Genomic DNA, 24,380 nt, shown 5'->3' on the forward strand with positions numbered 1-24,380 from the left:
GCCGCTGCTGATGGGCCAGGCCAAGCCCAGGCTGGTGCCCGATGTTTCGCAGCGCGACATCGAGATCGCCTATTCGTTCACCGGTGCCGAGTTGCTGCTGTTCGGCGCGATCCTCTATCCCGGCGGCCGTGCTCCGGGGCAGGACGAGAAGCCGGCCGACATCGTCGTGGTGGTGAAGGGCCCCACCCAATCGGTGCAGGTGCGCGAGAAGGAAAAGGTGGCCGGCATCTGGGTGAATGCCGAACGCATGCGCTATCGTTCGGCCCCGAGCTTCTACGCCATCGCCTCGTCGCGGCCGATCGACAGGATCGTCGATGAGCGCACGCGCGCGATCTACGAACTCGGCGTCGAAAGCCTGCAGCTCTCCCCGGCGTCCAGCGCCGCCCCCGAAGTCCAGACGCGCTTCGACAAGGGGCTGGAAGACCTGCGCGCCCGCGCCGGCCTCTATTACCAGGCGCCCGGCGCGGTGGAGATCACCGACGGCGTACTCTACCGCGCCCGGCTCAAGATCCCGGCGCGTGTCCCGATCGGCAAGTTCACCGCCGAGACCTTCCTGATTCGCGATGGCCGCGTGCTCGCTGCCGCGGTGCGCCCGATCGAAATCCGCAAATCCGGCTTCGAGCGTTTCGTCGCCCATTCGGCCGATCACTATTCGGTGCTCTACGGCCTCATCGCCGTCGCCCTCTCCATCCTGTTCGGCTGGGGCGCCGGGGCGGTGTGGAAACGCTTCTGAAAGCTTCGAGACTCACCCAATATTTACCTCCCCGCGCGCATAGTTGAGAGCGGTAACGGGGAGCAGCCGAATGGACGGCCAGTTTGGCGCGCGCGGGTTCGATGGCGCGGCGTCGGTTTCATCTTCCGAGGGCATGCCCTCGCGGGCGCCGGTCGAGCCGATCGGCGCGGTGCTCGAGATCGCCGGCTCGTCGAGCCAGGTGCTGATCGATCCCGAAGCGCTGCATGCGCTCGAGGGCAATCCCGATCCCACTGTCGCCAATGCCGGCCAGGTCGGCAGCCAGGTGAAGGTGCGTGTCGGCGCGACCTGGCTGATCGCGAATGTCCGCTCGCTCAAGCTGCAGGGCGATCACATCGCCGCCTATATCGACTTCCTCGGCGAGGGCGATGAGGAGCGGCTGACCGGCAAGCTCTACAAGTTCCGCCGCGGCGTGACGCGCTATCCGACGCCGGGTGCGCCGGTGTTTCCGGTGTCGACCGCCGACCTCAAGCAGATCTATGCCGCCGAGGACCGCGCCCATATCGAGATCGGCAATGTCTATCCGACCAAGGACATCCGCGCCGCGCTCTATGTCGATGCGATGCTCGGCAAGCATTTCGCGCTGCTCGGCTCGACCGGTACCGGCAAGTCGACCGCGGCCGCACTGATCCTCCACCGCATCTGCGAACTCGCGCCGCAGGGCCATGTCGTGATGGTCGATCCGCACGGCGAATATGCCAGCGCGTTCAAGACCACCGGCGCGCTGTACGACGTCAGCAACCTGCAGATGCCGTACTGGCTGATGAACTTCGAGGAACATTGCGAAGTGTTCCTGACCAGCTCCGGCTCCGACCGGCAGATGGACGCGGACATCCTCGCCAAGTGCGTGCTCGCCGCCAAGCAGAAGAACCGGCTGGCCGCCGAGATCGGCAAGCTCACCGTCGATGCGCCGATCCCCTATCTGCTGAGCGACCTGACCCAGATCCTGCAGCTCGAAATGGGCAAGATGGACAAGGCGACCGACACGGCGCCGTTCCTGCGCATCCGTTCCAAGATCGACGAAATCAAGGGCGACCCGCGCTACGCCTTCATGTTCTCCGGCATGCTGGTGGCGGACACGATGGCGAGCTTCCTGTCGCGCGTCTTCCGCCTGCCGGGCGACGGCAAGCCGATCTCGATCATCGACGTGTCGGGCGTGCCCAGCGAAATCACTTCGGTGGTGGTCGCGGTGCTCAGCCGCATGGTGTTCGACTTCGCGATCTGGTCGCGCGGCGAGAGCAAGCGGCCGATCCTGCTCGTCTGCGAAGAGGCCCACCGCTACGTCCCCAACGAGCGCAACGCCGATGGTTCGTCGGTCGGCCGCATCCTCAGCCGGATCGCCAAGGAAGGCCGCAAATACGGCGTGTCGCTGGGCCTGATCACCCAGCGCCCGTCGGACCTGGCCGAAGGCGTGCTCTCCCAGTGCGGCACGATCCTGTCGATGCGCCTGAACAACGAGCGCGACCAGGCCTTCGTGAAGGCCGCGATGCCCGAAGGCGCGCGCGGCTTCCTCGATTCGATCCCGGCGCTGCGGAACCGCGAGTGCATCGCAGTGGGCGAAGGCGTCGCCACGCCGATCCGCCTGCTGTTCGATGCGCTGGAGGACAACAAGCGCCCGGCTTCGGACGATCCGCTATTCTCCGAACTGTGGCGCGATACCGGCGGCGAGGAGCAGATCCTCGAGCGCACGATCCGGCGCTGGCGCGCCCAGGGGAAGTAATCCTCAGAAATCGGCACCCAAGGTGAGCGCAAGGCCGGATCCCGGCCTTGCCTCGCCCGCCACGCGCTGGCGCCAGTCGAGCACCAGCCGCAGGTTGCGCATCGCCAGCGTCGCCGAGGGGCCGACATCGAGCCGTTGCGCATCGCGCTGGGCCGCGCCCCAGGCACCGGCGCCCAGCCCCAGCCGCACGGGCCCGCTCGTCTCGACCGTTCGCGTGCCGCGCGCAGCACCATCGGCATAGGGATCGGCGCGCCGCCGCAGCACCGCGCCCGCCTGGCCATAGACCTCCAGCCGGAAGCCGCGCCATTCGGTATCGACGCCCGTAATCAGGCCGAGCCCGGTGCCGCCCGGATTGCCGTCGAGCCCGAAACGGCGTTCGGCGATCAGCCGCACCGGCGCGCGTGACGGCTGCCATTCAAGGCCCAGCGCCGCCTCACGACCGGTGCCGGTCAAAGGCGTGGTGATCCGGCCATAGGCGGCGAGGCGATGGCGCGGCGAGACCAGCCATGCGACCCGCGCGCCCGCCTGCCCGCCGCCGATCTGCCCGCCGGGTGCCGCGCCGCTGCCGCCCGCGCCGCGCGCGACCATCCAGCTGCTTAAGGACCAGCGATCAGGCAGCGGATCGAGACGCTCGGGTGCAGCCGCGACACTTGCCGCGGAGCGGCCGGGCAGGGGGAGGAGCGGTGGCGGCACCGCATAGGCCTCGCCATATTGGGCAAGCGCCATCAGCGCGAGCTGCACCCTGGGGTTATCGTCCCCCAGGGGCGTTCGATATGCCGGCAGGGGTGCTGTTACCGCCGGCCGAAGTCGCACCTCGAAATGCCGGGCGGCCGGTCTGGGCACCGTGGGAGCGCGGACGGGGGCGGCACGCGCGATCGGGATTGCCGCCTCGATCGCTGCCGGCAAGGACCCGGTCTGCGGCCACAGGATCGCAACCCGCGCGCCCACCCAGGCGACCGCCACCATCGCCAGGAAGCGCAGCGGCCGGCCCCGGCCGTTCATCCGCCGCTAGCCGGAGCGAGATCGGGAAACTGGTGCGCGGTCTTGTCCCAGCGCGGCGGTGCCCCACGCAGCATCCGGACATAGGCGAACAGGGCGCGCCGTGCGGCAAGCAGCGCAACGGCATTGCTCGTCAGCACCCGCGGCATCGACCACAGCGCCTCGCGCCAGCCATAGGCCCGCCGGACAAACACGGCGCGGATGACCAGCCGCCAGGCGAGCAGCCCGAGATTGATCCAGAGCAGGGACTGGACCAGCGCGGAAGGCGCCGCGGCGCTGCCTCCCATCAGGAAATGCACGCCAAACGATGCTGCCCAGGCGAGGATCGAGAGATAGGCGAGCGCGAGCACCGGTATCTCCAGCGTCGCGCGCCGGTCGCGCATCCGCATCCAGTTGTCGCCGACCTGGCGCCAGCCGCCCCAGCCGGTGCGGTCCCAGCCAGCCAGCGCGATCCCGATCATCCAGCGCGACTTCTGGCGTACGGCCGCATCGAGCGTGGCCGGGAAATAGGCCCGCACCGCGACCAGCGGGCCGCCCGGCGCCTCGGCGATCCGGAGCAGATGCGCCGGCGCACCCATCGCCGCGAGCGTGAGGCCGAGCTCATAATCCTCGACCAGGCTCTCGGCATCGAACGGCCCGCCGCCGCGCAGATCCGCCAGCCGCGCCAGCACGTCGCGCCGAATCGCGCAGCCCACTCCGGCAAAGGGCAGGCCCGCACCCACGGTCTGCCGCACGACCAGCGCCCGGCCATGGGCTTCCGCGAATTCGTCCAGGTAATGCCCGGCGAAGAAGCGCGAATGGGCGTGCGCCAGCGGCAACACGGGCAGCTGCACGGCGGCATGCGCGATCAGCCCGTGCGCATAGGCGCGCAGCTCGAGCGGATGGACGACATCCTCGGCGTCGTGAAGCACCACCGCGCTGGCGGTAAAGCCTTCCGCTTCCTCATCCCGCAAAAGCGCCCGCCACAGGGTGTCGAGGCAATCCGCCTTGGTCGTCCCGCCCGGCCGCGGGCCGATCACCAGCCGGATGCGGGCATCCTCGAGCGCGACTTCGGCGACCGCCGCGATCGTCGCCGGATCATTGGGATAGGCGCCGACATAGATCCGGTAGTCGGGATGATCGAAGCGCGTGAGCGACGCCCGCAGCATCGCCCCGATCACCGCCGCTTCATCCCAGGCCGGCACGAACACCACGATCCGCCCCGGTGGCACCGGTCCGTCCAGTGCGGGAAGCCTCGCCGGCCGCCCCCGCAGGCGCTGCGCGAGATAGATCAGGTCGACGAGCAGATCATCGAGGCCACCCACCACGAACCATAGCGCGGCGAACAATGTCGTCTCACGCGCGACCGCATCGATCGCAATGAGCAGCCCCTCCCCCACCGGCGCAGTATCCCCCTCCGATTCGGACGGGGAATTTAGCCGTGCCGCCCTCGGAACGATCAAGGGCAATGGTGCATTTCCCTCCGAAACGGAGGCGGTTAATTCGTCGCTGGACTTGGCAAGGGTCACGGCTATCGTGCGCCCGCTGCCTGAGGGGGAAGTCATCATGAAGCTTGTTGCCCGGCTTGGCGTATTGGCTCTGGTGCTGGCACCGATCGGCGCGGTCACCGCGTTCGGCGACAATGGGCCCCAGGTGGAAATGGCGACGCCCGGCGTCGGCGACGGCGCGATCGAGCGCTTCACCACCCGCTTCAACGTCCCCATGGTGCCGCTGGGCGACCCCCGCGCCGAATCCCCCTTCAAGGTCGAATGCCCGGTCGGCGGCCAGGGCCGCTGGGTCGACCAGCAGACCTTCGTGCATGAATTCGCTTCGCCGCTCCCCGGCGGCGTCACCTGCAAGTTCGTGCTGCGCGACGGGATCAAGAGCCTGTCGGGCTATGACCTGCAGGGCCAGAAGGAATTCACCGTGGATTCGGGTGGCCCGATCGCCCGCGCGGTGCTGCCCAACCGCTATGGCAGCGAGATCGAGGAGGACCAGGTGTTCGTCGTCGCGGCGAACCTCGCGCCCGATCGCGCCTCGGTCGGCGCCAACGCCTATTGCGCCGTCGATGGCCTGGGCGAGAAGATCCCGGTCGACGTCCTCCCCGCCGATGTCGCGCCCAAGCTGCTCGCCGATCTCGGCACCGATCGCTGGGAAGTGCAGAGCTTCCTGAGCGAGGCCGGCCTGCCCCAGTCGCTCCCCGCCAAGGCCGAGGATCGTGCCAAGTCGCTCGCCAGCGTCGTCGCGGTGAAGTGCCGCCGCCCGCTGCCCGCCGGGCGCGACATGGCGCTGGTCTGGGGCAAGGACATCAAGAGCGCCTCGGGCCGCACCGCCGGCACCGACCAGCGCTTCGACTTCTCGGTGCGCAAGGAATTCAGCGCCCGCTTCGAATGCTCGCGCGTCAATCCGCAGGCAGGCTGCAGCCCGGTGCAGGACGCCTGGGTACGCTTCTCCGCGCCGATCCCCAAGGCGCAGGCGGAAGCGATCCGCATCAAGACCGCCGACGGCAAGGAACTGGCGCCGATCTTCGGCGATGACGACAAGAACAAGGCGGCGGTCGCCGACCTCAAGTTCAAGGCGCCACTGCCGGCCGAGACCACCGCCAAGGTCGTCTTCCCCGCCAACATCACCGACGAGAGCGGCCGCAAGCTCGCCAATGCCGAGCGCTTCCCGCTCGACGTGAAGTTCGACGCGCCGCCGCCGCTGGTGAAGTTCGCCGGCAATTTCGGCATCCTCGAAGCCAGGGAAGGCGGCGTCCTTCCGGTCAGCGTCCGCAATGTCGAGCCCGATCTCCAGGGCAGCCAGATGGCGGTCAACGGCCAGAGCCTGAAAGTCGAGGGCGGCGACGGCGAGATCGCCAAATGGTTCCGCGCACTCGCCGATGCGGCCGAGGACAAGTCGGACGAGATCAAGCGCGGCGAAGAGACGATCCGGATCAACCAGACCGGCGCCAAGCCGCTGCTCACCCCCGCGGTCGGCAAGCCGCTCAAGATCGGGTTGCCGGGGAAGGGGAAGGAATTCGAAGTTGTCGGCATCCCGCTCGGCAAACCGGGCTTCTACATCGTCGAACTGGCCAGTCCGCGGCTCGGCGAGGCGCTGCTCGGCCGCAAGGCGCCGCGTTACGTCGCCGCCGGCGCGCTCGTCACCAACATGAGCGTCCATTTCAAATGGGGCCGCGACCAGTCGCTGGTCTGGGTCACCGCGCTCGACAGCGGCAAGGGCGTCGGCGATGCCGAGGTGCGCGTCACCGACAGCTGCACCGGCCAGCTGCTCGCCAAGGGCAAGACCGATGCCTCGGGCCGCCTCGGCGTCCCCGCCGGCCTGCCCGAGCCCGAGACCTATTCGAGCTGCGAGAACGGCAATTCGAGCCCGCTGATGATCTCGGCGCGCAAGGCCGACGACTTCAGCTTCAGCCTCACCCAATGGGGCGACGGCATCCGCCCGTACGACTTCGACCTCAACTATGGCTGGTCGGCGCCGGAGGAGAAGTTCCACACCGTGTTCGACCGCTCGCTCGTCCGCCAGGGCGAGACGGTGCACATGAAGCACATCGTGCGCACCCCGGTGGCCGCGGGCTTCACCGCCTCGCCGGCCTTCAGCGGCACGCTGCGCCTCAGCCATCGCGGCTCGGACACCCAGTATGACCTGCCGCTCAGCATCGACCAGAACGGTGTCGGCGAGACCGAATGGACTGCGCCCCAGGGCGCCAAGATGGGCGATTACGACCTGACCGTCCTGACCAAGGACGGCGAGGGCAAGGAAAAGACGATCTGGACCGGCCAGTCGTTCAAGGTCGACGAATACAAGCTGCCGACGATGAAGGCGTCGGTCGCCGGTCCCAAGGACGCCGCGGTGCGCCCCTCGGCGCTGCCGCTCGACCTGTTCGTCGGCTATCTCTCCGGCGGCGGCGCGGCCAGCCTGCCGGTCGAGACGCGCATCGGCTATTTCGCCGACTTCAAGACCCCCGACGGCTATGACGGCTACACCTTCGGTGGCCGAGCGATGACCGAGGGCACCAAGCCGATGAACGGCGAGGGCGAGGACGAGCAGGTCCAGCTGCCGCCGACCCAGACCCTGCCCGCCACGCTCGGCGCCGACGGCACCAGCCGGATCAATGCCGAAGTGCCGCAATCGCTCGAGCAGAATACGACGATGCTGGTCGAGATGGACTATCAGGACGCCAACGGCCAGGTGCTCACCTCGTCGCGGCGCATCCCGATCTTCACCTCCGCGGTGCAGCTGGGCGTCAAGAGCGACGGCTGGCTGATGAAGCAGGACGATCTGCGCCTGCGCTTCGTCGCGCTCGACACCGCGGGCAAGCCGCTCGCCAACCAGGCGATCTCGGTCGAGCTCTACAGCCGCGAGATCCTGACCGCGCGGCGCCGGCTGATCGGCGGCTTCTACGCGTACGACAACCAGATGAAGACGACCAAGCTGAGCGCCACCTGCTCGGCGACCACCGATGCGCAGGGCCTGGCGAGCTGCCAGCTCGATCCGGGCGTGTCGGGCGAAGTCTATGCGGTTGCCACCACCAAGGATGCCAATGGCAATGTCGCCCGCGCGACCAAGTCGGTGTGGCTGGTCGGCGATGACGACTGGTGGTTCGGCGGCGACAATGGCGACCGCATGGACGTCATCCCCGAACGCCAAGAATACAAGGCCGGCGAGACCGCCAAGTTCCAGGTCCGCATGCCGTTCCGCGACGCGACCGCGCTGGTCACGGTCGAGCGCGAGGGCGTGCTCTCCAGCTTCGTCGTCGGGCTGACCGGCAAGGATCCGGTGATCGAAGTGCCGATGCCGGGCGATTATGCGCCGGACGTGTTCGTATCGGTGATGGCGGTGCGCGGACGCGTGTCCGGCTGGCAGAACTGGCGCTCGAACATGGCGCGCGAATGGGGCGCCCCCTGGTCGAAGGATGGCGGCGAGCCGACCGCGACGGTCGATCTCGCCAAGCCCGCCTATCGCCTGGGCATCGCCAAGGTGAAGGTCGGCTGGGAAGGCCATAAGCTCGATGTGGCGGTGAAGGCCGACAAGCCGAGCTACGCCGCGCGTGACGTCGCGCAGGTGGACGTCACGGTGAAGAACCCCGACGGCAAGCCCGCCGCGTCCGCAGACGTCGCCTTCGTCGCGGTGGACGAGGCGCTGCTCCAGCTCTCGCCGAACGACAGCTGGGATGTGCTGACGGCGATGATGGGCGACCGCCCGATCTCGGTGCTGACCTCGACCGCGCAGACCCAGGTGGTCGGCAAGCGCCACTATGGCAAGAAGGCGGTGGAAGCCGGCGGCGGTGGCGGCGGCGGGGACCTTTCGGGCCTCAACCGCGAGAATTTCCAGCCCGTCCTCCTCTGGAAGGGCAAGGTCGCGCTCGACGCCAATGGCCATGCCCGGGTGCCGGTGACGCTCAACGACGCGCTGACCTCGTTCAAGCTGGTCGCGGTCGCCACTTCGGGCCCGCAGCTGTTCGGCACCGGCAGCGCGAGCATCCGCTCGTCGCAGGACCTGACCATCTATGCCGGCGTGCCGCAGCTGGTGCGCACCGGCGACCAGTTCGGCGCGATGTTCACGCTGCGCAACGGCTCGAGCAAGGCCATGAAGGTGACCGCGACGGTGGCGCTGAGCCCGGCCTATGCGACCGGCAAGCCGCTGACCGTCGAGATCCCGGCGGGCGGCGCCGCGCCGGTGGTGTGGAACCTCACCGCGCCGCCCAAGGACGGCAAGCTGAGCTGGACGGTCACGGCGAAGACCAGTGACGGCAAGTCGAGCGATCGGATCACCGTTGCCCAGCAGGTGGCGCCGGCGGTACCGGTCGAGACCTGGGCGGCGACGCTCGGCCGGGTCGGCGGCGGCACCCAGTTCACCATCGCCCCGCCGGCGGGCGCGCTGCCCGGCTTCGGCGCGGTCGAAGTGAGCCTGACCGACAGCCTCGCCCCGCCGCTCTCCGGCGTGCGCGAATATATGTCCGCCTATCCGTATAACTGCCTCGAGCAGCGCACCTCGCGCGCGATCGCGCTGGGCGACACGGGGATGTGGAACCTGATCGCCAGCGACATGCCGGCCTATCAGGACGGCGACGGGCTGCTGCGCTACTGGCCGGGTGACTGGCCCGGCTCGGAGGCGCTGACCGCCTATATCCTTTCGGCCAGCGGCGAGGCGGGCCTGCCGCTGCCCGAAGGCCCCAAGGCCAAGATGCTCGAGGCGATGAAGGCCGTGCTCGACGGGCGGCTTCGTCATGAGGATTATGGCGATGTCCGCCTGCAGCGCGTCGCCGCCTTCACCGCGCTGGCGCGGCAGGGCGCGGCAACCTCGGCGATGCTCGGCCAGATCGGCATGGCCCCGGCCGAGATGCCGACCGCAACGCTCTCCGACTATGCGATGGCGCTGGGCAAGGTGCAGGGCCTGGCCAATGGCCAGCAGCTCCGCGTCACTGCCGAGCAGGAACTGCGCAAGCGCCTGGTCTATGAAGGCACCCGCGTCGATATCTCCGACAAGGGCCGCATGGCCTGGTGGCTGATGTCGTCGGACGACGAAGCGGCGATCAAGGCGCTGCTCGCCACGCTCGGCCGCCCCGGCTGGGAAAATGACTCGGCCAAGCTGATGGTCGGCATCGCATCGCGCCAGCAGCGCGGGCATTGGGACACCACCACCGCCAATGCCTGGGGCACGATCCTGGCGCGGCGCTTCATGGGAATGTACCCGGCCGAGGCGATCGCCGGCGTCACCACGGCGAGCTTCTCGAGCTTCAGCCCGGTGAGCCTCAGCTGGCCGCTGGCCGAGCCGCAGCGCCAGTTCAGCTTCCCGCTGCCTGCCGCAACCGCACCGCTGGTGATGAACCAGACGGGCGGTTCGGGTCCCTGGGCATTCGTCCGGGTGAAGGCCGCCGTGCCGCTCACCCAGCCGCTGATGGCTGGCTACAAGGCGACCAAGAAGGTCGAGGCGGTCAAGCAGGCGGTGCCCGGCAGCTGGTCGCGCGGCGACGTGGTCAAGGTGACGATCAGCGTCGAGGCTTCGGCCGAGCGCAATTGGGTGGTGGTCAACGATCCGATCCCGGCGGGCGCGACGATCGTCGGCAATCTCGGCGGCCAGTCCGAGATGCTCGCCAAGGACGCAGGCACCAGCGAGGGCGTCTCGCCCAGCTATATCGAGCGCGGCAATGACAGCTGGCGCGCCTTCTATGGCTGGGTGCCGCGCGGCAGCTTCACGATCTCGTACGTGATGCGGCTGGATGCGGCGGGCAAGTTCAACCTGCCCTCCACGCGGATCGAAGCGATGTACTCGCCCGAGATCCGCGCGCAGCTGCCCAATGCCGTGATGACCGTGGCGCAGCGGTGACGGCGAAGGAGGCTTTTACCCACCTCCTCGCCTTCGCCCGCCGCTGGACGAAGCGCATCGATGATGCCCCCGAGGCGCTGCACGCATGGGCGGGGCGCGAGCGGGCGGCATGGAAGGAAAGGGGGTGGCGCGGTGTCGTCACCCCGCCCCGTGTCACCGGCACGATCCTGACGCTGCTGCTGGCCGGCTCGGCCGGCTTCTGGTGGGTGACGCGCCCGCCGGCGCTGCCCGATTACGGTGCCGTCCGCGCCGGCTGGCATCCGTCCGAGGCCTGGCTCTACGATCGGCACGGCGTGCTGATCGATTCGAGCCGCATCGATTTTCAGGCGCGCCGCCTCGCCTGGACCCGGCTCAAGGACATATCGCCGGTGGCGCGCGACATCCTCGTCGCCGCCGAGGACCGGCGCTTCCGCGAGCATGGCGGCGTCGACTGGATGGCGCTGAGCGGCGCGGCGCGCGACCGGATCGAAGGCAAGCGCGGACGCGGCGCCTCGACCTTGTCGATGCAGGTCGCCGCCTATCTCGCGCCGGATCTCGCGGCACCAGGCAGCCGCGGGATGCGCGAGAAATTGCGCCAGATGCGCGCGGCCTGGAGCCTCGAATCGCGCTGGACCAAGGACCAGATCCTCGAGGCCTATCTCAACCTGGCCGGCTTCCGCGGCGAGGCGCAGGGGATCGGCGCCGCCGCGCTCGGGCTGTTCGGCAAGACGCCGGCGACGCTGACCCGCGACGACGCGCTGCTGCTCGCCGCCCTGCTGCCCAATCCCCAGGCCAACCCGAGCGAAGTCGCCCGGCGTGCCTGTGCGCTCAGCCGCGACAAGGATTGCACGCGCTTCGCCGGTGCCGCCGCCTCGATGCTCGGACCGGCGCGCAGCCTTGCGCTCGATCCGGGGCTGGCGCCGCATCTCTCGGCCGCCTTGCTGACCAAGCCGGGCGCCAGGATCACCAGCACGCTCGATGCCCGCATCCAGCGCGCCGCGATCACGGCGCTCCGCCGCCAGCTCCAGGGGCTGGGCGGCTCGCGCGCCCGCGATGGCGCGGTGGTGGTGGTGGATAACGCATCGGGCGACGTACTGGCCTATGTCGGCGGGATCGGCGGCGAGAGCACCGCGCCCGCGGTGGACGGTGCCTCCTCCTATCGCCAGGCGGGATCGACGCTGAAGCCGTTCCTCTACGCGATGGGCATCGAGAAGGGCTATCTCACCGCCGCCTCGATCCTCGACGATTCGCCGGTCCAGCTCGACACCGCCTCGGGCCTCTATGTCCCCCAGAACTACGACAAGGCGTTCAAGGGTCCGGTCTCGGCGCGGATCGCACTGGCCGGATCGCTCAACGTGCCGGCGGTGCGCACGCTGCTGCTCACCGGTGTCGATGCCTTTCGCGACCGGCTGTGGGATACCGGTTATCGCGGGCTGGTCGAGGACGGCCAATATTATGGCTATTCGCTGGCGCTCGGCTCGGCCGAAGTGACGCTGATGGAGCAGGTCGCCGCCTATCGCAGCCTCGCGCTCGAAGGCCGCTGGTCGCCGCTGCGGCTGACACTGGACGCGAAGACCGACGCGCTTCGCCGCACCACCAGCCCCCAGGCCACCTGGATCGTCGCGGACATGCTCGCCGACCCCAATGCCCGGGCCGGCACCTTCGGCGTCGATTCGGCGCTGCGCCTGCCCTTCTGGGCGGCGGTGAAGACCGGCACCTCCAAGGCGATGCGCGACAATTGGTGCGTCGGCTTCACCGATCGCTTCACCGTCGGCGTGTGGGTCGGCAATCTCGAAGGTGATCCGATGCGCGCGGTGTCGGGCACCAGCGGTGCGGCGCCGGTGTGGCGCGACGTGATGCTCGCGCTCAACGAAGCCGATCCGGGCAAGGCGCCGCCGCGTCCGCAGGGGATCGAGGAGCGCCAGATCCGCTTCGCCGCCGGGATGGAGCAGCCGCGCCGCGAATATTTCCTGAAAGGGACGGGCATGGACCGCATCGCCTATGCCCCCGCCGAATCGCGGCGGCCGCGCATCACCAATCCGGTGGCGGGCAGCGTCTATGCGCTCGATCCCGACATCCCGGTGGACAATCAGCGGCTGGCGATTTCGGTGTCGGGCCAGGCGCTTGGCCACCGGCTGATCCTCGACAAGCGCGACCTCGGCACCGCCGATTCGAAGCCGCTGATCCTCGCCCCGCCGGGCAAGCATCGCCTCGCGCTGGTCGACCTCGACGGCAAGGTGATCGACCAGGTGCTGTTCACCATAAGATAGCGCGGAAACGGGTGAACGGTTCGGGAGCGAAACGCTTGCTTGTGCGTTTCACCCGGCGGTCCCAACCCCTTTCGGGGCCGTGTCTACGGGCACCGGCCGCGCGGCCTGAAAGGGCAGCGCGGCCGAAGCCTTTGATCTGGCGCGATTACCAGTAGAAGCTGGGGATCGTGCGGATCACCACGCCGCGGCGGGTGTCGATCAGCAGCACGTCGTTATAGTGGCGTACCCAGCTCTGGTAGCGGCCGGCGCGGGGCAGGTGGTAGCGCCACGGATCGGCGATCACATAGCGCGGGCCGTAATAGCTCGGCCCGATCCGGCCGCCGACGCGGAACGAAGTGTAGCGGAACGGCGCGTTCCAGCTGCCGCGGCCATAGAGCGCGCGGTTGCGGTCGCGGTTGAAGCGCCAGTCGTCGCGGCCCCAGGCACGGTCACGGTCGCGCAGGTCCTCGCGATATTCGCGGTGCGCATCGCGCACGTCGCGTCGCTCGTCCCGGATGTCGCGGCGATCGCCGCGGCGCTGGGCGTCACGCAGCTCGCGCTCCTCGTGGCGGATGTCCTGGCGGTCGCGGCGCAGCTCCTGGCGCGACTGGGCGCTGGCCGCGCTCGGGATCGCCACTGCGGGCAGCGCAACGGCGGCGAGCAGCAGGGCGGTTGTGAACTTCTTCATGTCTTCCTCCAAACCACTGTCCGGACTTGTTTTCCGGTAGAGCGCCTGTTTGGAGCAGCCACGCTGAACGGCCCGGGAACGGAGCCGTCAGCGAAATGAAAGGCTGGGAAGCCCAGCCCGGAGACTAGGGGCCGTTGCCGCCGCCGGCCGGACCGCCGGTGCCCGGCGCGCCGACCGTACCGATATTGCCGAACAGGTCCTCGAAGAAGCCGCGCTTGTGACCCAGCGTCGGCGTGGTCTTGCCGTACGGATCGACCGAGGCGATCAGCTCCTTGCCCATGCGATCGACCGCCGCGACATTGCCCTTCGCATCGAAGGTGATGCGCAGCGTCGTCTGATCCTTGGCCTTGAGCGACTGGTAGCCGAGGTTCGCGCTCTGGCGGGAGATGTAATACCACTCGCCTTCGTTGAACTGGCTGGTGAAGGTCGGGCGGCCGAGCGTCTGGAGCACCGATTCGCGCGTGTCGATGCCGGGCTGCACCGAATCGACCAGTTCCTTGTCGATGATATAGCCCTGGTGCGTGCGCACGGGCACGCAGGCGGTGGTGCCAAGCGCGGCTGCCAGCAGGGCGGCGCCAAGCGCACGGGCGGGAATCGGCATTCTGGTCTCCAGGCAAACGCGTACCGGCGCCCGATGCACTTGGTTGCATCGCGGGCCGTTCGCCTCAATATGCGGCAAAATGCGGCCAAACAAGGTCGCGACCCCATATTGCCAGAACCATAGCAGGACCGAACCGGCACATGCGCTTGCTCAAGCGGCTTTTCCAGGCGCCCGACCGCGGCACCGCCCCCCTTCTCTACGCCGCGATCGTCGCACGCGGCCGCCAGCCCCATTGGTATGAGGCTGGCGCGGTGCCCGACACGATCGACGGCCGGTTCGACATGATCGCCGCGGTGATGAGCCTTGTCCTCCTCCGCCTCGAGCAGGACGAAGCGGCGGTGCCGTTCAGCACCCATCTCACCGAAGTGTTCATCGACGACATGGACGGGCAGCTCCGCCAGATCGGCATCGGCGACATCGTCGTCGGCAAGCATGTCGGCAAGATGATGGGGATGCTCGGCGGACGCCTGGGCGCCTATCGGACCGCGCTGGCGGACGGCACGCTGGGCGACGCGCTGGTGCGCAACCTCTATCGCGGCGAGGCACCCGGGCCGCAGGCGCTGGCCCATGTCGAGAGCGAGCTCCGCGCCCTCCATGCGAAGCTGGGCGACACCCCGATCGCGACCTTGCTCGCCGGAGACCTCGCATGATCCAGAGCGAATTCAACCGCCCCCAGCGGCTCGACACGATCGGCGCGGGCGAGAGCCAGGTCCAGGTGCAGGCCGAGCCGAACGAGCGGATCGCGCTGGCCGAGCGGTTCGGGCTCAAGTCGATCGACAGCCTGGCCGCCGACTATCGCATCCGCCGCGACGCGCAGGGCATCATCGCCACCGGCCATCTTTCGGCCAGGGTCGTCCAGGCCTGCGTGATCACCGACGAGCCGGTGCCCGCGAACATCGAGGAGGATTTCGCGATCCGCTTCCTGCCCGAGAGCGAAGGCGATGCCGGCGAGGAGGAAATGGAGCTGAGCGAGGACGAGTGCGACATCGTCTTCTATTCGGGCGGCGCGATCGACCTGGGCGAGGCCGCGGCGGAAACGCTCGCGCTGGCGCTCGACCCCTATCCGCGCAGCCCCAGCGCCGAGACGGCGCTGCGCGATGCCGGGGTGATCAGCGAGGAGGAAGCAAAGCGCCTGGCCGAGGAAAGCGGCCCGTTCGGCGGGCTGGCCGGGCTGCGGGACAAGCTGGGCAAGGACTAAGGCGCATCGCTATTTGATACGCTGCAGTTCCCCGGCGAAGGCCGGGGCCCAGGGTTTCTCTGCTATCTCGCTTGTGACTCTGGGCCCCGGCTTTCGCCGGGGAACTGCCAGACCGGGAGTCTAAGCGTGCCCCACCACATGCAGATGTGGCGCGCGGCTGTTCACGAACACCTCCTCGCGCGCCACCGGTGACCAGGGCAGCCAGCGGAACCAGGTGTAGATCGTCCGCCACACCGCATCCTCGCCATTGCCTTCGGCGCGCTGGAGCAATGTCTTGTAGGGGCGCGCCGCGCGCGGCCAGTAGAACAGGTGCAGGCGGATCTCGCCCTCGACCAGCCCGTCGAACGTCTCGATGAACTTGGTCTCCGCATCGGCATCGGCATCGAGATGGAATTCGGCGGTGAACAACTCGCTGCGGATCATCAGCAGGTCGCGCGACCAGACCAGCTTGAGCGCGATGCGCAGCCCATATTGGACGGGCAGCTCGAGCGCGAGATAGTCGGGCCCGGCATCGGCGCCGCGCATGCGCAGCGCATGCCGTTCGGCAAGCACCGTGAACAGCGCCCGTGCCCGCGCAACATGCCAGTCGCTGAAATCCATGCCGCCTAGATGCGGCACCGATGGCCGTATCGCAATGGTTGGGCGCCTTGCGTTATCGTATTAGCCAAGCAATACACCGCCTCGATAACGAGATCCGGGGAAATATCTTGGGAAAATCCGCGCGCCTGCCGTTCAGCGTATTATTGGTGGTGGCGATCCTGGTCCTGTCACAGCAGTGGCGCGACCTCGCCAGGGCGATCGGCCATCCGGTCGCGGCGCTGAAGATCCCCTATGGCGGCGCGATCCTCGACAATGGCGTTGCGGTGCTGATCGTGCTGGTCGCGGCGCTGCTGATGCTGCGCGGCGGCGGGCTGTTCGACCGGATGGGCCTGCGGTCGAACGGCTGGCGCGGACCGGTGCTGGTCGCCGTCGCGACGATCCCCGCCTGGGTGGGGCTCTTCATGCTCGGCGGGCTGTCGCATGACTGGCGCTGGCTCGACCTGGCGATGCTCGCCCTCGCCTTCCCGCTGGCCGAGGAGATCGTGTTCCGCGGCTTCGGCTTCCTCTTCACCCACCGCGCGCTCGGCTGGCCGCTCTGGCTCGCGGTCGGCGTGCAGGCGCTGCTGTTCGGCCTGGTCCATTGGTGGGGCATGGGCGGGCCGGCGGGTGGCGACATGGCGCTGCAGGTGCTGATGATCACCGGCATCGGCGGCGTGGTGATGGCATTGCTCGACCGGCTCGACGGCAACACGATCTGGAGCGGCGCCGTGCTCCACATCTCGCTCAACGCCGCCTGGAACGTCTTCACCGTGCCTGACGAAGCGATCTTCGGCTGGACCGGCAACGCGCTGCGCATCGGCGCCGCGGTGCTCGCGCTGCTGCTGGTCTGGGGGTTCGGCTCGGGAAAGCGGGGGCGGCGCTAGCGCCTTCACCGCGCGTCGGCTCCCCGGCGAAAGCCGGGGCCCAGGGCCACGGGCGGCACGGCAGAGAAACCCTGGGCCCCGGCCTTCGCCGGGGAACCAAAAGGGCTATCAGCCCCCCGTCCCGATCCCCCGCGCCAGCATCTGCGCGACGATATCGGCGATCGCCTCGGGATCCACATCCTCCTGCCACACGCTGTAGCGTAGGCCGAGGAACACGTTCATCCCCATGATCGCCCAGGCATGGACCTCGTTGACGTCCTCGCGCACCTCGCCGCGTGCCGCCGCCGCCTGAAGCCGCTTGGCGATGCGCTCGGCGGTGCTCGCATAATGGAGCCGGAAGCTCTCGGGATCGACGAACTCGGCTTCGTCGATGATCCGGTAGATCTCCTTGTGCGCCCGGGCGAAGCGGATGAAGGCGAGCAACGCCGCCTGCTCCGCCGCGATCTGGCCGCCGGTCGCGCCCTTGATCGCCGGGGCGACATGCTCGCGCACCTGGTCGCTCATGTCGCGCACCAGCGCGCGGAACACGTCGTCCTTCGAATCGAAATAGGTGTAGAAGCTGCCCAGTGCCACGCCGGCCCGCCGCGTGATCCCGCTGATCGAGCCTTCGTGGAATCCCTTGGCGCCGAACTCCTCCGCCGCCGCATCCAGGATCAGGCGCAAGGTGCGCCGCCCGCGCGCGGTGCGCGGTTCCTTGCCGGCGCTCGCTTCGCTGCCGCCGACCCCCGGTGCTGTGGCGCTCATGCCACGCCCCTCCGCCATTCTGGTTCCTCTTCCCATTTATCCAAGTTGAAACCCGGTTCAGGTTTCAGTATAGCGTCGGGCGACCACGTGCAACCCGCGTTGAATGACGGGTTAGACTGATGGGGAGGAAGTCTGGATGTCACGCCTGAATTGTGCCCGTTCGATTCTGTTCGCGGGCGCTGCGCTCGCCGCACTCGCCACCAATTCCGCCTTCGCGCAGGAAGCCGCCGCGCCGGCCGCGCCCGAGGCGCAGGATAGCGCACTCGACAATACCGGCGAAATCGTCGTCACGGCCCGCCGTCGCGAGGAGAAGCTGCTCGACGTGCCGACCGCGGTCACCGCGCTCACCTCGGCCCAACTCGACCAGGCCGGTGCCGTTGACCTCACCGATCTCCAGATCGCGTCGCCCAACACCACGCTGAAGGATGCGCGCGGCACCAACTCGACGCTCGCCGCCTTCATCCGCGGCGTCGGCCAGCAGGATCCGGTCCCGGGCTTCGAGGCCGGCATCGGCATCTATCTCGACGACGTCTATCTCAACCGCCCCCAGGCATCGGTGCTCGACATCTATGACGTGGAGCGGATCGAAGTGCTGCGCGGGCCGCAGGGCACGCTCTATGGCCGCAACACGATCGGCGGCGCGGTGAAATATGTCACCAAGAAGCTCGACGATCGCCCGACCGCGTCGATCCGCGGCAATTACGGCTCGTACAACCAGGCCGATGTGATCGTCAGCGCATCGACCCCGATCGGCTCGATGTTCAAGATCGGCTTCTCCGGCGCCCGCCTCACCCGCGACGGCTTCGGCGAGAACCGCAATCTCCATATCGAGAACTACAACAAGAATGTCTGGGCCGCGCGCGGCACGCTCGAGTTCGAGACGCCGGACAACCGCATGTCGATCCGCATCACCGGCGACTATACCCATGACAAGTCGAACGCGCGCAACGGCCACCGCCTGTTCGCGGGCCTGCTCACCGGCTCGCCGGTGCTGTCCAATGTCTATGACACCAATGCGGGCCTCGCGAACCCGAAGAACGATGTCGAGGCCGGCGGCATCTCGATGACGATCAACGCCGATGTGAGCGACCACATCACGCTGCGCAGCATCAGCGCGTACCGCGAGGATACCTCCTGGACGCCGATCGACTTCGATTCGACCCCGTCGGTCGACGTCGACGTGCCCGCCTATTACAAGAACAACCAGACCAGCCAGGAATTCCAGGCGCTGATCCATGGCGAGAAGCTCAACGGCATTGTCGGCTTCTACTATCTGGGCGCCAAGGCGACGACGGGCTTCGGCGTGCTGCTGTCGACCACGCTGCCGGGCTTCAACGCCTATACCGCCGGCGACGTGCGCACCGAGACCAGCTCGATCTATGGCGACTTCACCTTCGACTTCACGCCGCAGCTGAGCCTGACGCTCGGCGGCCGCTACACCTGGGACCAGCGCAAGAGCTATGTGTTCAAGGCGAGCTATCTCGGCCTGACTCCGGATTTCGGCGGCACCCCGGTGCCCGTGGGCGCGCCTTCCACCGATTTCCGCGGCACCGCCAATTTCAAGCGCTTCACCCCGCGCGCGACGCTCAGCTTCAAGCCGAGCGCCGATCACATGGTCTATGCCTCCTATTCGGAAGGCTTCAAGGGCGGCGGCTTCGATCCGCGCGGCTCGGGCACCTCGGCGCCGATCAGCAATCCCTCGGCCGGGCGCACCTATCTCGACATCTACAACTATCTCTCCTTCGATCCGGAAACGGTGAAGAGCTATGAAGTGGGCTGGAAGGGCGCGGCATTCGATCGCCGCCTGAACTGGTCGCTCGCCGGCTTCTATTCGGACTATTCCAACGTCCAGATCCCGGGCTCGGTCGGCTGCCTGATCAACAACGTCCAGAGCTTCTGCGGCATCACCACCAACGCGGCGAAGGCCGACATCAAGGGCATCGAGCTCGAGACCAACGCAGTGCTGGCGCGCGGCTTTGCCGGCCCGGGCTCGAGCTTCTTCTTCAACGGCGCGCTCGGCTATATCGACGCCAAGTACAAGCGCTTCATCGGCCCGACCGGCGTCGACGTCTCGGCGGTCCGCGTCTTCCAGAACACCCCGGACTGGACGCTGGCCGGCACGCTCGGCGCCACGCTGCCGGTGGCGAGCGGCGATCTCTCGGCGACCACGACCGTGTCGTATCGCGGCCTGACCCACCAGTTCGAGACGGCCAGCCCGTTCCTCGACCAGCCGGGCTACACGCTGCTCGACGCGCACCTCGTCTACACCTTCGGCGACGGGCGCTACTCGATCGGGGTCCACGGCAAGAACCTGACCAACGTCCATTACAAGACCGCCGGCTACCAGTATATCAGCAGCCGGATCGACGGCACGCCGATCCTGACCCCGGCGGGCGGCTACACGCCGACCCTGGGCAAGGAAGGCGTCGCCACTGCCTTTTACGGCAATCCGCGCCAGATCTTCGGGTCGTTCAGCCTCAAATTCTGAGTATGGTGCACTGCACCTAAATTCCGGAGCCGGGCGTCGCTTGACGTCCGGCTCTTTTGATGTCGAGGTATGGCCATGAACGCTCCCGCTTCAAACCCCGCAAGCCGCGCCGGCTATCCCGGCCTGGTGCTGGCGATGCTCCTGCTCGTCTACACCTTCAACTTCCTCGACCGGCAGATCCTCGGCATCCTCGCCAAGCCGATCATGGAGGATCTCCAGCTCACCCGCACCGAGTTCGGCGCGATCGGCGGGCTCGCCTTCGCGGTGCTCTATTCGGTGCTCGGCGTGCCGCTCGCCTATCTCGCCGACCGCACCAGCCGATCGGGCGTGATCGCCGGGGCGCTGGCGGTGTGGAGCCTGTTCACCGGGCTGTGCGGCGTCGCCACCGGCTATTGGCAGCTCTTCCTGTTCCGCCTCGGCGTCGGCGTCGGCGAAGCGGGCGGCGTCGCGCCGTCCTATGCGGTGATCGCCGATTACTTCCCGCCCGAGAAGCGCGCCCGCGCGCTCGCCATCTATTCGCTCGGCATCCCGATCGGCCTGGCGCTCGGCACCCTGCTCGGCGCCTATATCGCCGCGCTGGTGAACTGGCGCGCGGCGTTCATCACCATGGGCGTGATCGGCATCCTGATCGCACCGATATTCCGCTGGGTGGTCCGCGACGTGCCGCGGCCGGTCGTCGCCAAGGGCGATGCGGCGCCGGTGAGCGCGGTGTTCGGCATCCTCGCGCGCAAGCCCGGCTTCTGGCTGCTGGCCTTCGGCGCCTCATGCAGCTCGTTGTGCGGCTATGGCCTGGCGCTGTGGACGCCGCTGGTGCTGATGGGCAATTTCGGCTTCGACCTGGTGACCACCGGCCAGTTCATGGCCTCGCTGCTGCTGATCGGCGGTACCGCGGGCGTGTTCGCCGGCGGCTGGTTCGCCGACCGGCTCGGCAAGGGCGACCGCGCCTGGTACGCCTGGTTGCCCGCGATCGCCTGGCTGATCACAGCGCCGCTGTTCGCGGTCGGCTTCCTTACCTCCAATCCCTGGATCGCCTGGCCGCTGCTGGTGATTCCCAACGGGCTCAACATCCTGTGGCTCGGCCCGGTGACCACCGCCGTGCAGCACATGGTGCCGCAGCACATGCGCGCCACGGCCTCTGGCAGCTTCCTGATGATCAACAACCTGATCGGCATGGGCCTCGGCCCGCTGCTGATGGGCTTCCTCGGCGAGGCGCTGAAGGCCAGCTACGGCGCCGAGGCGCTGCGCTACGGCGCGGTCTTCTGCCTCGGCTTCTACGTGCTCGCCGGCATCCTCGCGCTGTTCGCGGCCAAGCATGTCCGCAGCGGCTGGGTGGAGCAGACCGCCTAGGTAGTTTCCCGACTCGGCGCTTTCCTGAATCGCGAACGAGTCGCAAATCGGCGAAAAGCAACGCGCGTTCCGAGGGGAAGCCTTACCGGGACGGCCGGGCGGGGATGGGACCGCCCGGCCACCCCTCGGGTTTCATCAACGCTCGCGTGTCGCCGCGAATTTCACCCTGGGATAGCGATCGGCAACATAGCCGACCTCCCAGCTCGACTTGGCCATGAACACCGGATTGTCGTCGCGGTCCTTCGCCATGGCGCCCCGGTTCAGGCTCATGAACTCCGCCAGGTCCTTGGGATCCTCCGCCGAGATCCAGCGCGCCGTCTCGAACGGCGCCATCTCCAGCCCCGCCGCCACCTTGTACTCGGCATCGAGCCGCGAGATCAGCACGTCGAGCTGCAGCTGGCCGACCACGCCGATGATCCAGTTCGAGCCGATCTCCGGATAGAAGACCTGGGTCACGCCTTCCTCGGCCATGTCGTCCAGCGCCTTGCGCAGCTGCTTGGTCTTGGTCGGGTCCTTCAAGGCGACGCGGCGCAGGATTTCCGGCGCGAAGTTCGGCAGCCCGGTGAAGCGCACATCCGCCTTCTCGCTCAGCGTATCGCCGACGCGCAGCACGCCGTGGTTGGGGATGCCGATGATGTCGCCCGGGAACGCCTCGTCGGCCAGTTCACGCTGCTGCGCGAAGAACAGGATCGGCGAGTGGATCGCGATCGGCTTGCCGTGCCCGGTCGGCGTCAGCTTCATGCCGCGCTTGAAGGTGCCCGAGACCAGCCGCATGAACGCGATGCGGTCGCGGTGATTGGGATCCATGTTCGCCTGGACCTTGAACACGAAGCCGGTGACCTGCCCGGCATCGGGCGCGACCGGCGCCGGCTCGGCGGGCAGCGCGTGCGGCGGCGGCGCGTGCGTCGCGATCGCCTCGATCAGCGAATCGACGCCGAACTCCTTGAGCGCCGAGCCGAAATAGACCGGAGTCAGGTCGCCGTGGCGATAGGCCTCGCCGTCGAACGCCGGATAGCCGGCCTGGGCCAGCTCGACATCCTCGCGCAGCCTGGCGAGGTTCTCAGGCGAGATGATCTGGTCGAGCTGCGGATCGTCGAGCCCGGAAGTCTGCACCACCTTGCCATGGAACTCGCGGCTGTCGCCCTCGGGCAGCAGCAGGCGGTTGGTCGCCAGGTCGAAGATCCCCTCGAACGTCCCGCCCATGCCCACCGGCCAGGTCATCGGGCACACGTCGAGCGCGAGCAGGTCGGCGATCTCGTCGAGCGTCTCGAACACGTGGCGGCCTTCGCGGTCGACCTTGTTGACGAAGGTGATGATCGGCACGTTGCGCAGCCGGCAGACCTCGAACAATTTCCGGGTCTGGCTCTCGATGCCCTTGGCGACGTCGATCACCATCACCGCCGAATCGACCGCGGTGAGCGTGCGATAGGTATCTTCCGAGAAATCCTCATGGCCCGGCGTGTCGAGCAGGTTGAAGGTCACCCCGTTCCGCTCGAACGTCATCACGCTCGACGTCACCGAGATGCCGCGCTGCTGCTCGATCTTCATCCAGTCCGATCGCGCGCGCCGCGCCTGGCCGCGCGCCTTCACTTCGCCGGCGAGATGGATCGCGCCGCCGAACAGCAGCAGCTTCTCGGTGAGCGTGGTCTTGCCAGCGTCAGGGTGCGAGATGATCGCGAAGGTACGGCGGTCGGAGGGAGAAGGCATCGCGGCCCTCTAGTCGTCGCGCGGCTTTACGGCAACGTCTGCGATAGGGTGCAGGAGGAGAGGTCCGGGACACCGCCCATCTGTTCCCCGGCGAAGGCAAACAGCAGGGCGATTCTTATCGAGTGATGCGCAACGCCACCTACATTCCTCTCCCGGAGGGGGAGGATTTGGACACCCTAGACCCGCAGCGAAACCCGCATCGTGAAGGTCCGCGCCTCGCCCGGCGCGAAGCGCAGCATCAGCGGCTTGTCCCAGATCTCGCCGGTGAAGCCGTACGGATCGGCGATGCCGTGCCAGGGCTCGATGCACAGATAGCGCGCGCCCGGCTTCATCCACAGCCCCAGCGCCGGCGTATCGGGGAAATCGCAGGCCAGTTGCGGCCCGCCCAGCGCGCCATAGCTGAGCGACTGGCTGCGCACAGGATTCCACACCAGCGCATCGCGTTCGAACAGCTCGTCATACAGCTCGAGCACCCGGTCCTCGACCGGCGTCTCCCAGCTGTCGGCGTCCATCCAGCCGCCCCTGACGATCGCCGCCAGCTCGCCCGGCTCCTCGTCGGCGAAGGTGATCTGGTGCTCCTCCTTGCTCGAGCCATAGGGCAGCGGCCAGGCAAAGGCGGGGTGGAAGCCGAAGCTCGCCGGCATGTCGACATCGCCGGTGTTGGTCACCGTGATCTCCATCAGCAGCGATGCGTCGATCAGCGTGAACGCCGCATCGAGCGCGAAGGCGAACGGATAGACCGCGCGCGTCTCCGCGTTGTCGACCAGCCGGAACACCGCCCGGTCCGGCGCCTGCTCGACCAGCGCGAAATCTTGGCGTCGGGCGAAGCCGTGCTGGGGCAGCGCATATTCCTTGCCGTCCAGCCGATATTTGTCGTCCATCAGCCGCCCGACGATCGGGAAGAGCAGCGGCGCCCGCCCGCTCCAGAAGGCGGGATCCGCATCGGTCATCAGCTCGCGGCCATCCGCATCCCGCAGCGAGGAGAGCTCGGCGCCGAACGGATTGATCACGGCGGACAGCGACTCGGACTGAATAGAGATCATTCTGGACCTAATAGATCGTGGGGAAGACGGCGGCGGATACTATAATCCGGCGGCACAGGGGCAAGAGGGGGCAGCCTGGAGGCCAGGCCGCCCGG

General features: G+C 68.1%; 17 protein-coding genes. 9 read left to right on the forward strand and 8 right to left on the reverse strand.

Annotated elements, in window-relative coordinates:
- The first annotated feature begins 10 nt into the window (after nucleotides 1-10).
- Both HNP52_RS04115 and HNP52_RS04120 read left to right on the forward strand, forming a co-directional pair.
- The gene (locus HNP52_RS04115; protein WP_221416148.1) at nucleotides 11-733 is read left to right on the forward strand and encodes a TIGR02186 family protein; all 723 of its coding nucleotides are present in this window, start codon (nucleotides 11-13) and stop codon (nucleotides 731-733) included.
- Nucleotides 734-866: 133 nt separating this feature from the next.
- Nucleotides 867-2,471 carry an ATP-binding protein gene (locus HNP52_RS04120; RefSeq protein ID WP_260395989.1) on the forward strand — a complete coding sequence of 535 codons (1,605 nt, stop codon included), beginning with the start codon at nucleotides 867-869 and terminating at the stop codon, nucleotides 2,469-2,471.
- A gap of 3 nt (nucleotides 2,472-2,474) precedes the next feature.
- Here the strand turns inward: HNP52_RS04120 and HNP52_RS04125 are convergent, their stop codons facing one another.
- Nucleotides 2,475-3,473 (reverse strand): hypothetical protein, encoded by a 999-nt coding sequence (locus tag HNP52_RS04125; protein ID WP_184162841.1) that lies wholly within the window; start codon nucleotides 3,471-3,473, stop codon nucleotides 2,475-2,477.
- A complete protein-coding gene (locus tag HNP52_RS04130; protein WP_311768396.1) occupies nucleotides 3,470-4,849 on the reverse strand; it encodes a glycosyl transferase family protein in 1,380 nt (459 codons plus the stop codon). Before HNP52_RS04130 ends, HNP52_RS04125 begins: the two co-directional genes overlap by 4 nt.
- 166 nt (nucleotides 4,850-5,015) lie before the next feature.
- On the opposite strand from HNP52_RS04130, the gene HNP52_RS04135 reads away from it, so the two are divergent.
- Complete coding sequence (locus HNP52_RS04135; protein ID WP_184162844.1) at nucleotides 5,016-10,778, forward strand: alpha-2-macroglobulin; 5,763 nt, start codon at nucleotides 5,016-5,018, stop codon at nucleotides 10,776-10,778.
- Nucleotides 10,779-10,942: 164 nt separating this feature from the next.
- Nucleotides 10,943-13,027 (forward strand): penicillin-binding protein 1C, encoded by a 2,085-nt coding sequence (pbpC, locus tag HNP52_RS04140; RefSeq protein ID WP_184165007.1) that lies wholly within the window; start codon nucleotides 10,943-10,945, stop codon nucleotides 13,025-13,027.
- Between the two features lie 145 nt (nucleotides 13,028-13,172).
- On the opposite strand, the gene HNP52_RS04145 is transcribed toward pbpC, so the two are convergent.
- Together HNP52_RS04145 and HNP52_RS04150 are read right to left on the reverse strand one after the other, a co-directional pair.
- Nucleotides 13,173-13,694 carry an RcnB family protein gene (locus HNP52_RS04145; protein ID WP_184162847.1) on the reverse strand — a complete coding sequence of 174 codons (522 nt, stop codon included), beginning with the start codon at nucleotides 13,692-13,694 and terminating at the stop codon, nucleotides 13,173-13,175.
- 124 nt (nucleotides 13,695-13,818) lie between these two features.
- Complete coding sequence (locus HNP52_RS04150; RefSeq protein WP_184162850.1) at nucleotides 13,819-14,295, reverse strand: outer membrane protein assembly factor BamE; 477 nt, start codon at nucleotides 14,293-14,295, stop codon at nucleotides 13,819-13,821.
- A 140-nt stretch (nucleotides 14,296-14,435) separates the two neighbouring features.
- Between HNP52_RS04150 and HNP52_RS04155 the strand changes: the two genes are divergently transcribed.
- Nucleotides 14,436-14,945: a ubiquinol-cytochrome C chaperone family protein gene (locus HNP52_RS04155; RefSeq protein WP_184162853.1), complete on the forward strand. Its 510-nt coding sequence runs from the start codon at nucleotides 14,436-14,438 to the stop codon at nucleotides 14,943-14,945.
- On the forward strand, nucleotides 14,942-15,493 hold the full coding sequence (locus HNP52_RS04160) for a DUF177 domain-containing protein (RefSeq protein ID WP_184162856.1): 552 nt from the start codon (nucleotides 14,942-14,944) through the stop codon (nucleotides 15,491-15,493). The genes HNP52_RS04155 and HNP52_RS04160 overlap by 4 nt, the downstream gene beginning before the upstream one ends.
- A gap of 120 nt (nucleotides 15,494-15,613) precedes the next feature.
- On the opposite strand, the gene HNP52_RS04165 is transcribed toward HNP52_RS04160, so the two are convergent.
- On the reverse strand, nucleotides 15,614-16,093 hold the full coding sequence (locus HNP52_RS04165) for a hypothetical protein (protein WP_184162859.1): 480 nt from the start codon (nucleotides 16,091-16,093) through the stop codon (nucleotides 15,614-15,616).
- Between the two features lie 107 nt (nucleotides 16,094-16,200).
- On the opposite strand from HNP52_RS04165, the gene HNP52_RS04170 reads away from it, so the two are divergent.
- Nucleotides 16,201-16,956: a CPBP family intramembrane glutamic endopeptidase gene (locus HNP52_RS04170; protein ID WP_260395902.1), complete on the forward strand. Its 756-nt coding sequence runs from the start codon at nucleotides 16,201-16,203 to the stop codon at nucleotides 16,954-16,956.
- A gap of 108 nt (nucleotides 16,957-17,064) precedes the next feature.
- Here the strand turns inward: HNP52_RS04170 and HNP52_RS04175 are convergent, their stop codons facing one another.
- Nucleotides 17,065-17,700 (reverse strand): TetR/AcrR family transcriptional regulator, encoded by a 636-nt coding sequence (locus HNP52_RS04175; protein WP_260395903.1) that lies wholly within the window; start codon nucleotides 17,698-17,700, stop codon nucleotides 17,065-17,067.
- 136 nt (nucleotides 17,701-17,836) lie between these two features.
- Here HNP52_RS04175 and HNP52_RS04180 point away from each other — a divergent pair, with 136 nt between their 5' ends.
- The gene (locus tag HNP52_RS04180; RefSeq protein ID WP_184162867.1) at nucleotides 17,837-20,188 is read left to right on the forward strand and encodes a TonB-dependent receptor; all 2,352 of its coding nucleotides are present in this window, start codon (nucleotides 17,837-17,839) and stop codon (nucleotides 20,186-20,188) included.
- Nucleotides 20,189-20,263: 75 nt separating this feature from the next.
- Nucleotides 20,264-21,535, forward strand: a complete 1,272-nt coding sequence (locus HNP52_RS04185) for an MFS transporter (protein ID WP_184162870.1) — start codon at nucleotides 20,264-20,266, stop codon at nucleotides 21,533-21,535.
- Between the two features lie 135 nt (nucleotides 21,536-21,670).
- Here the strand turns inward: HNP52_RS04185 and HNP52_RS04190 are convergent, their stop codons facing one another.
- Entirely contained in the window at nucleotides 21,671-23,242 is a 1,572-nt protein-coding gene (locus HNP52_RS04190) for a peptide chain release factor 3 (RefSeq protein WP_184162873.1), read from the reverse strand.
- Between the two features lie 176 nt (nucleotides 23,243-23,418).
- The gene (locus HNP52_RS04195) at nucleotides 23,419-24,285 is read right to left on the reverse strand and encodes an aldose 1-epimerase family protein (RefSeq protein WP_184162876.1); all 867 of its coding nucleotides are present in this window, start codon (nucleotides 24,283-24,285) and stop codon (nucleotides 23,419-23,421) included.
- Nucleotides 24,286-24,380: the final 95 nt, after the last annotated feature.

The organism is Sphingomonas kyeonggiensis (genome assembly GCF_014204495.1).
Lineage (GTDB): Bacteria > Pseudomonadota > Alphaproteobacteria > Sphingomonadales > Sphingomonadaceae > Sphingomonas > Sphingomonas kyeonggiensis_A.

Coding starts and splice junctions, on each gene's coding strand:
- HNP52_RS04115 (WP_221416148.1), top strand. CDS start 11: ATGGGCCAGGCCAAGCCCAGGCTGGTGCCCGATGTTTCGCAGCGCGAC.
- HNP52_RS04120 (WP_260395989.1), top strand. CDS start 867: ATGCCCTCGCGGGCGCCGGTCGAGCCGATCGGCGCGGTGCTCGAGATC.
- HNP52_RS04125 (WP_184162841.1), bottom strand. CDS start 3,473: ATGAACGGCCGGGGCCGGCCGCTGCGCTTCCTGGCGATGGTGGCGGTC.
- HNP52_RS04135 (WP_184162844.1), top strand. CDS start 5,016: ATGAAGCTTGTTGCCCGGCTTGGCGTATTGGCTCTGGTGCTGGCACCG.
- HNP52_RS04145 (WP_184162847.1), bottom strand. CDS start 13,694: ATGAAGAAGTTCACAACCGCCCTGCTGCTCGCCGCCGTTGCGCTGCCC.
- HNP52_RS04150 (WP_184162850.1), bottom strand. CDS start 14,295: ATGCCGATTCCCGCCCGTGCGCTTGGCGCCGCCCTGCTGGCAGCCGCG.
- HNP52_RS04155 (WP_184162853.1), top strand. CDS start 14,436: ATGCGCTTGCTCAAGCGGCTTTTCCAGGCGCCCGACCGCGGCACCGCC.
- HNP52_RS04160 (WP_184162856.1), top strand. CDS start 14,942: ATGATCCAGAGCGAATTCAACCGCCCCCAGCGGCTCGACACGATCGGC.
- HNP52_RS04165 (WP_184162859.1), bottom strand. CDS start 16,093: ATGGATTTCAGCGACTGGCATGTTGCGCGGGCACGGGCGCTGTTCACG.
- HNP52_RS04175 (WP_260395903.1), bottom strand. CDS start 17,700: ATGAGCGCCACAGCACCGGGGGTCGGCGGCAGCGAAGCGAGCGCCGGC.
- HNP52_RS04180 (WP_184162867.1), top strand. CDS start 17,837: ATGTCACGCCTGAATTGTGCCCGTTCGATTCTGTTCGCGGGCGCTGCG.
- HNP52_RS04185 (WP_184162870.1), top strand. CDS start 20,264: ATGAACGCTCCCGCTTCAAACCCCGCAAGCCGCGCCGGCTATCCCGGC.
- HNP52_RS04190 (WP_184162873.1), bottom strand. CDS start 23,242: ATGCCTTCTCCCTCCGACCGCCGTACCTTCGCGATCATCTCGCACCCT.
- HNP52_RS04195 (WP_184162876.1), bottom strand. CDS start 24,285: ATGATCTCTATTCAGTCCGAGTCGCTGTCCGCCGTGATCAATCCGTTC.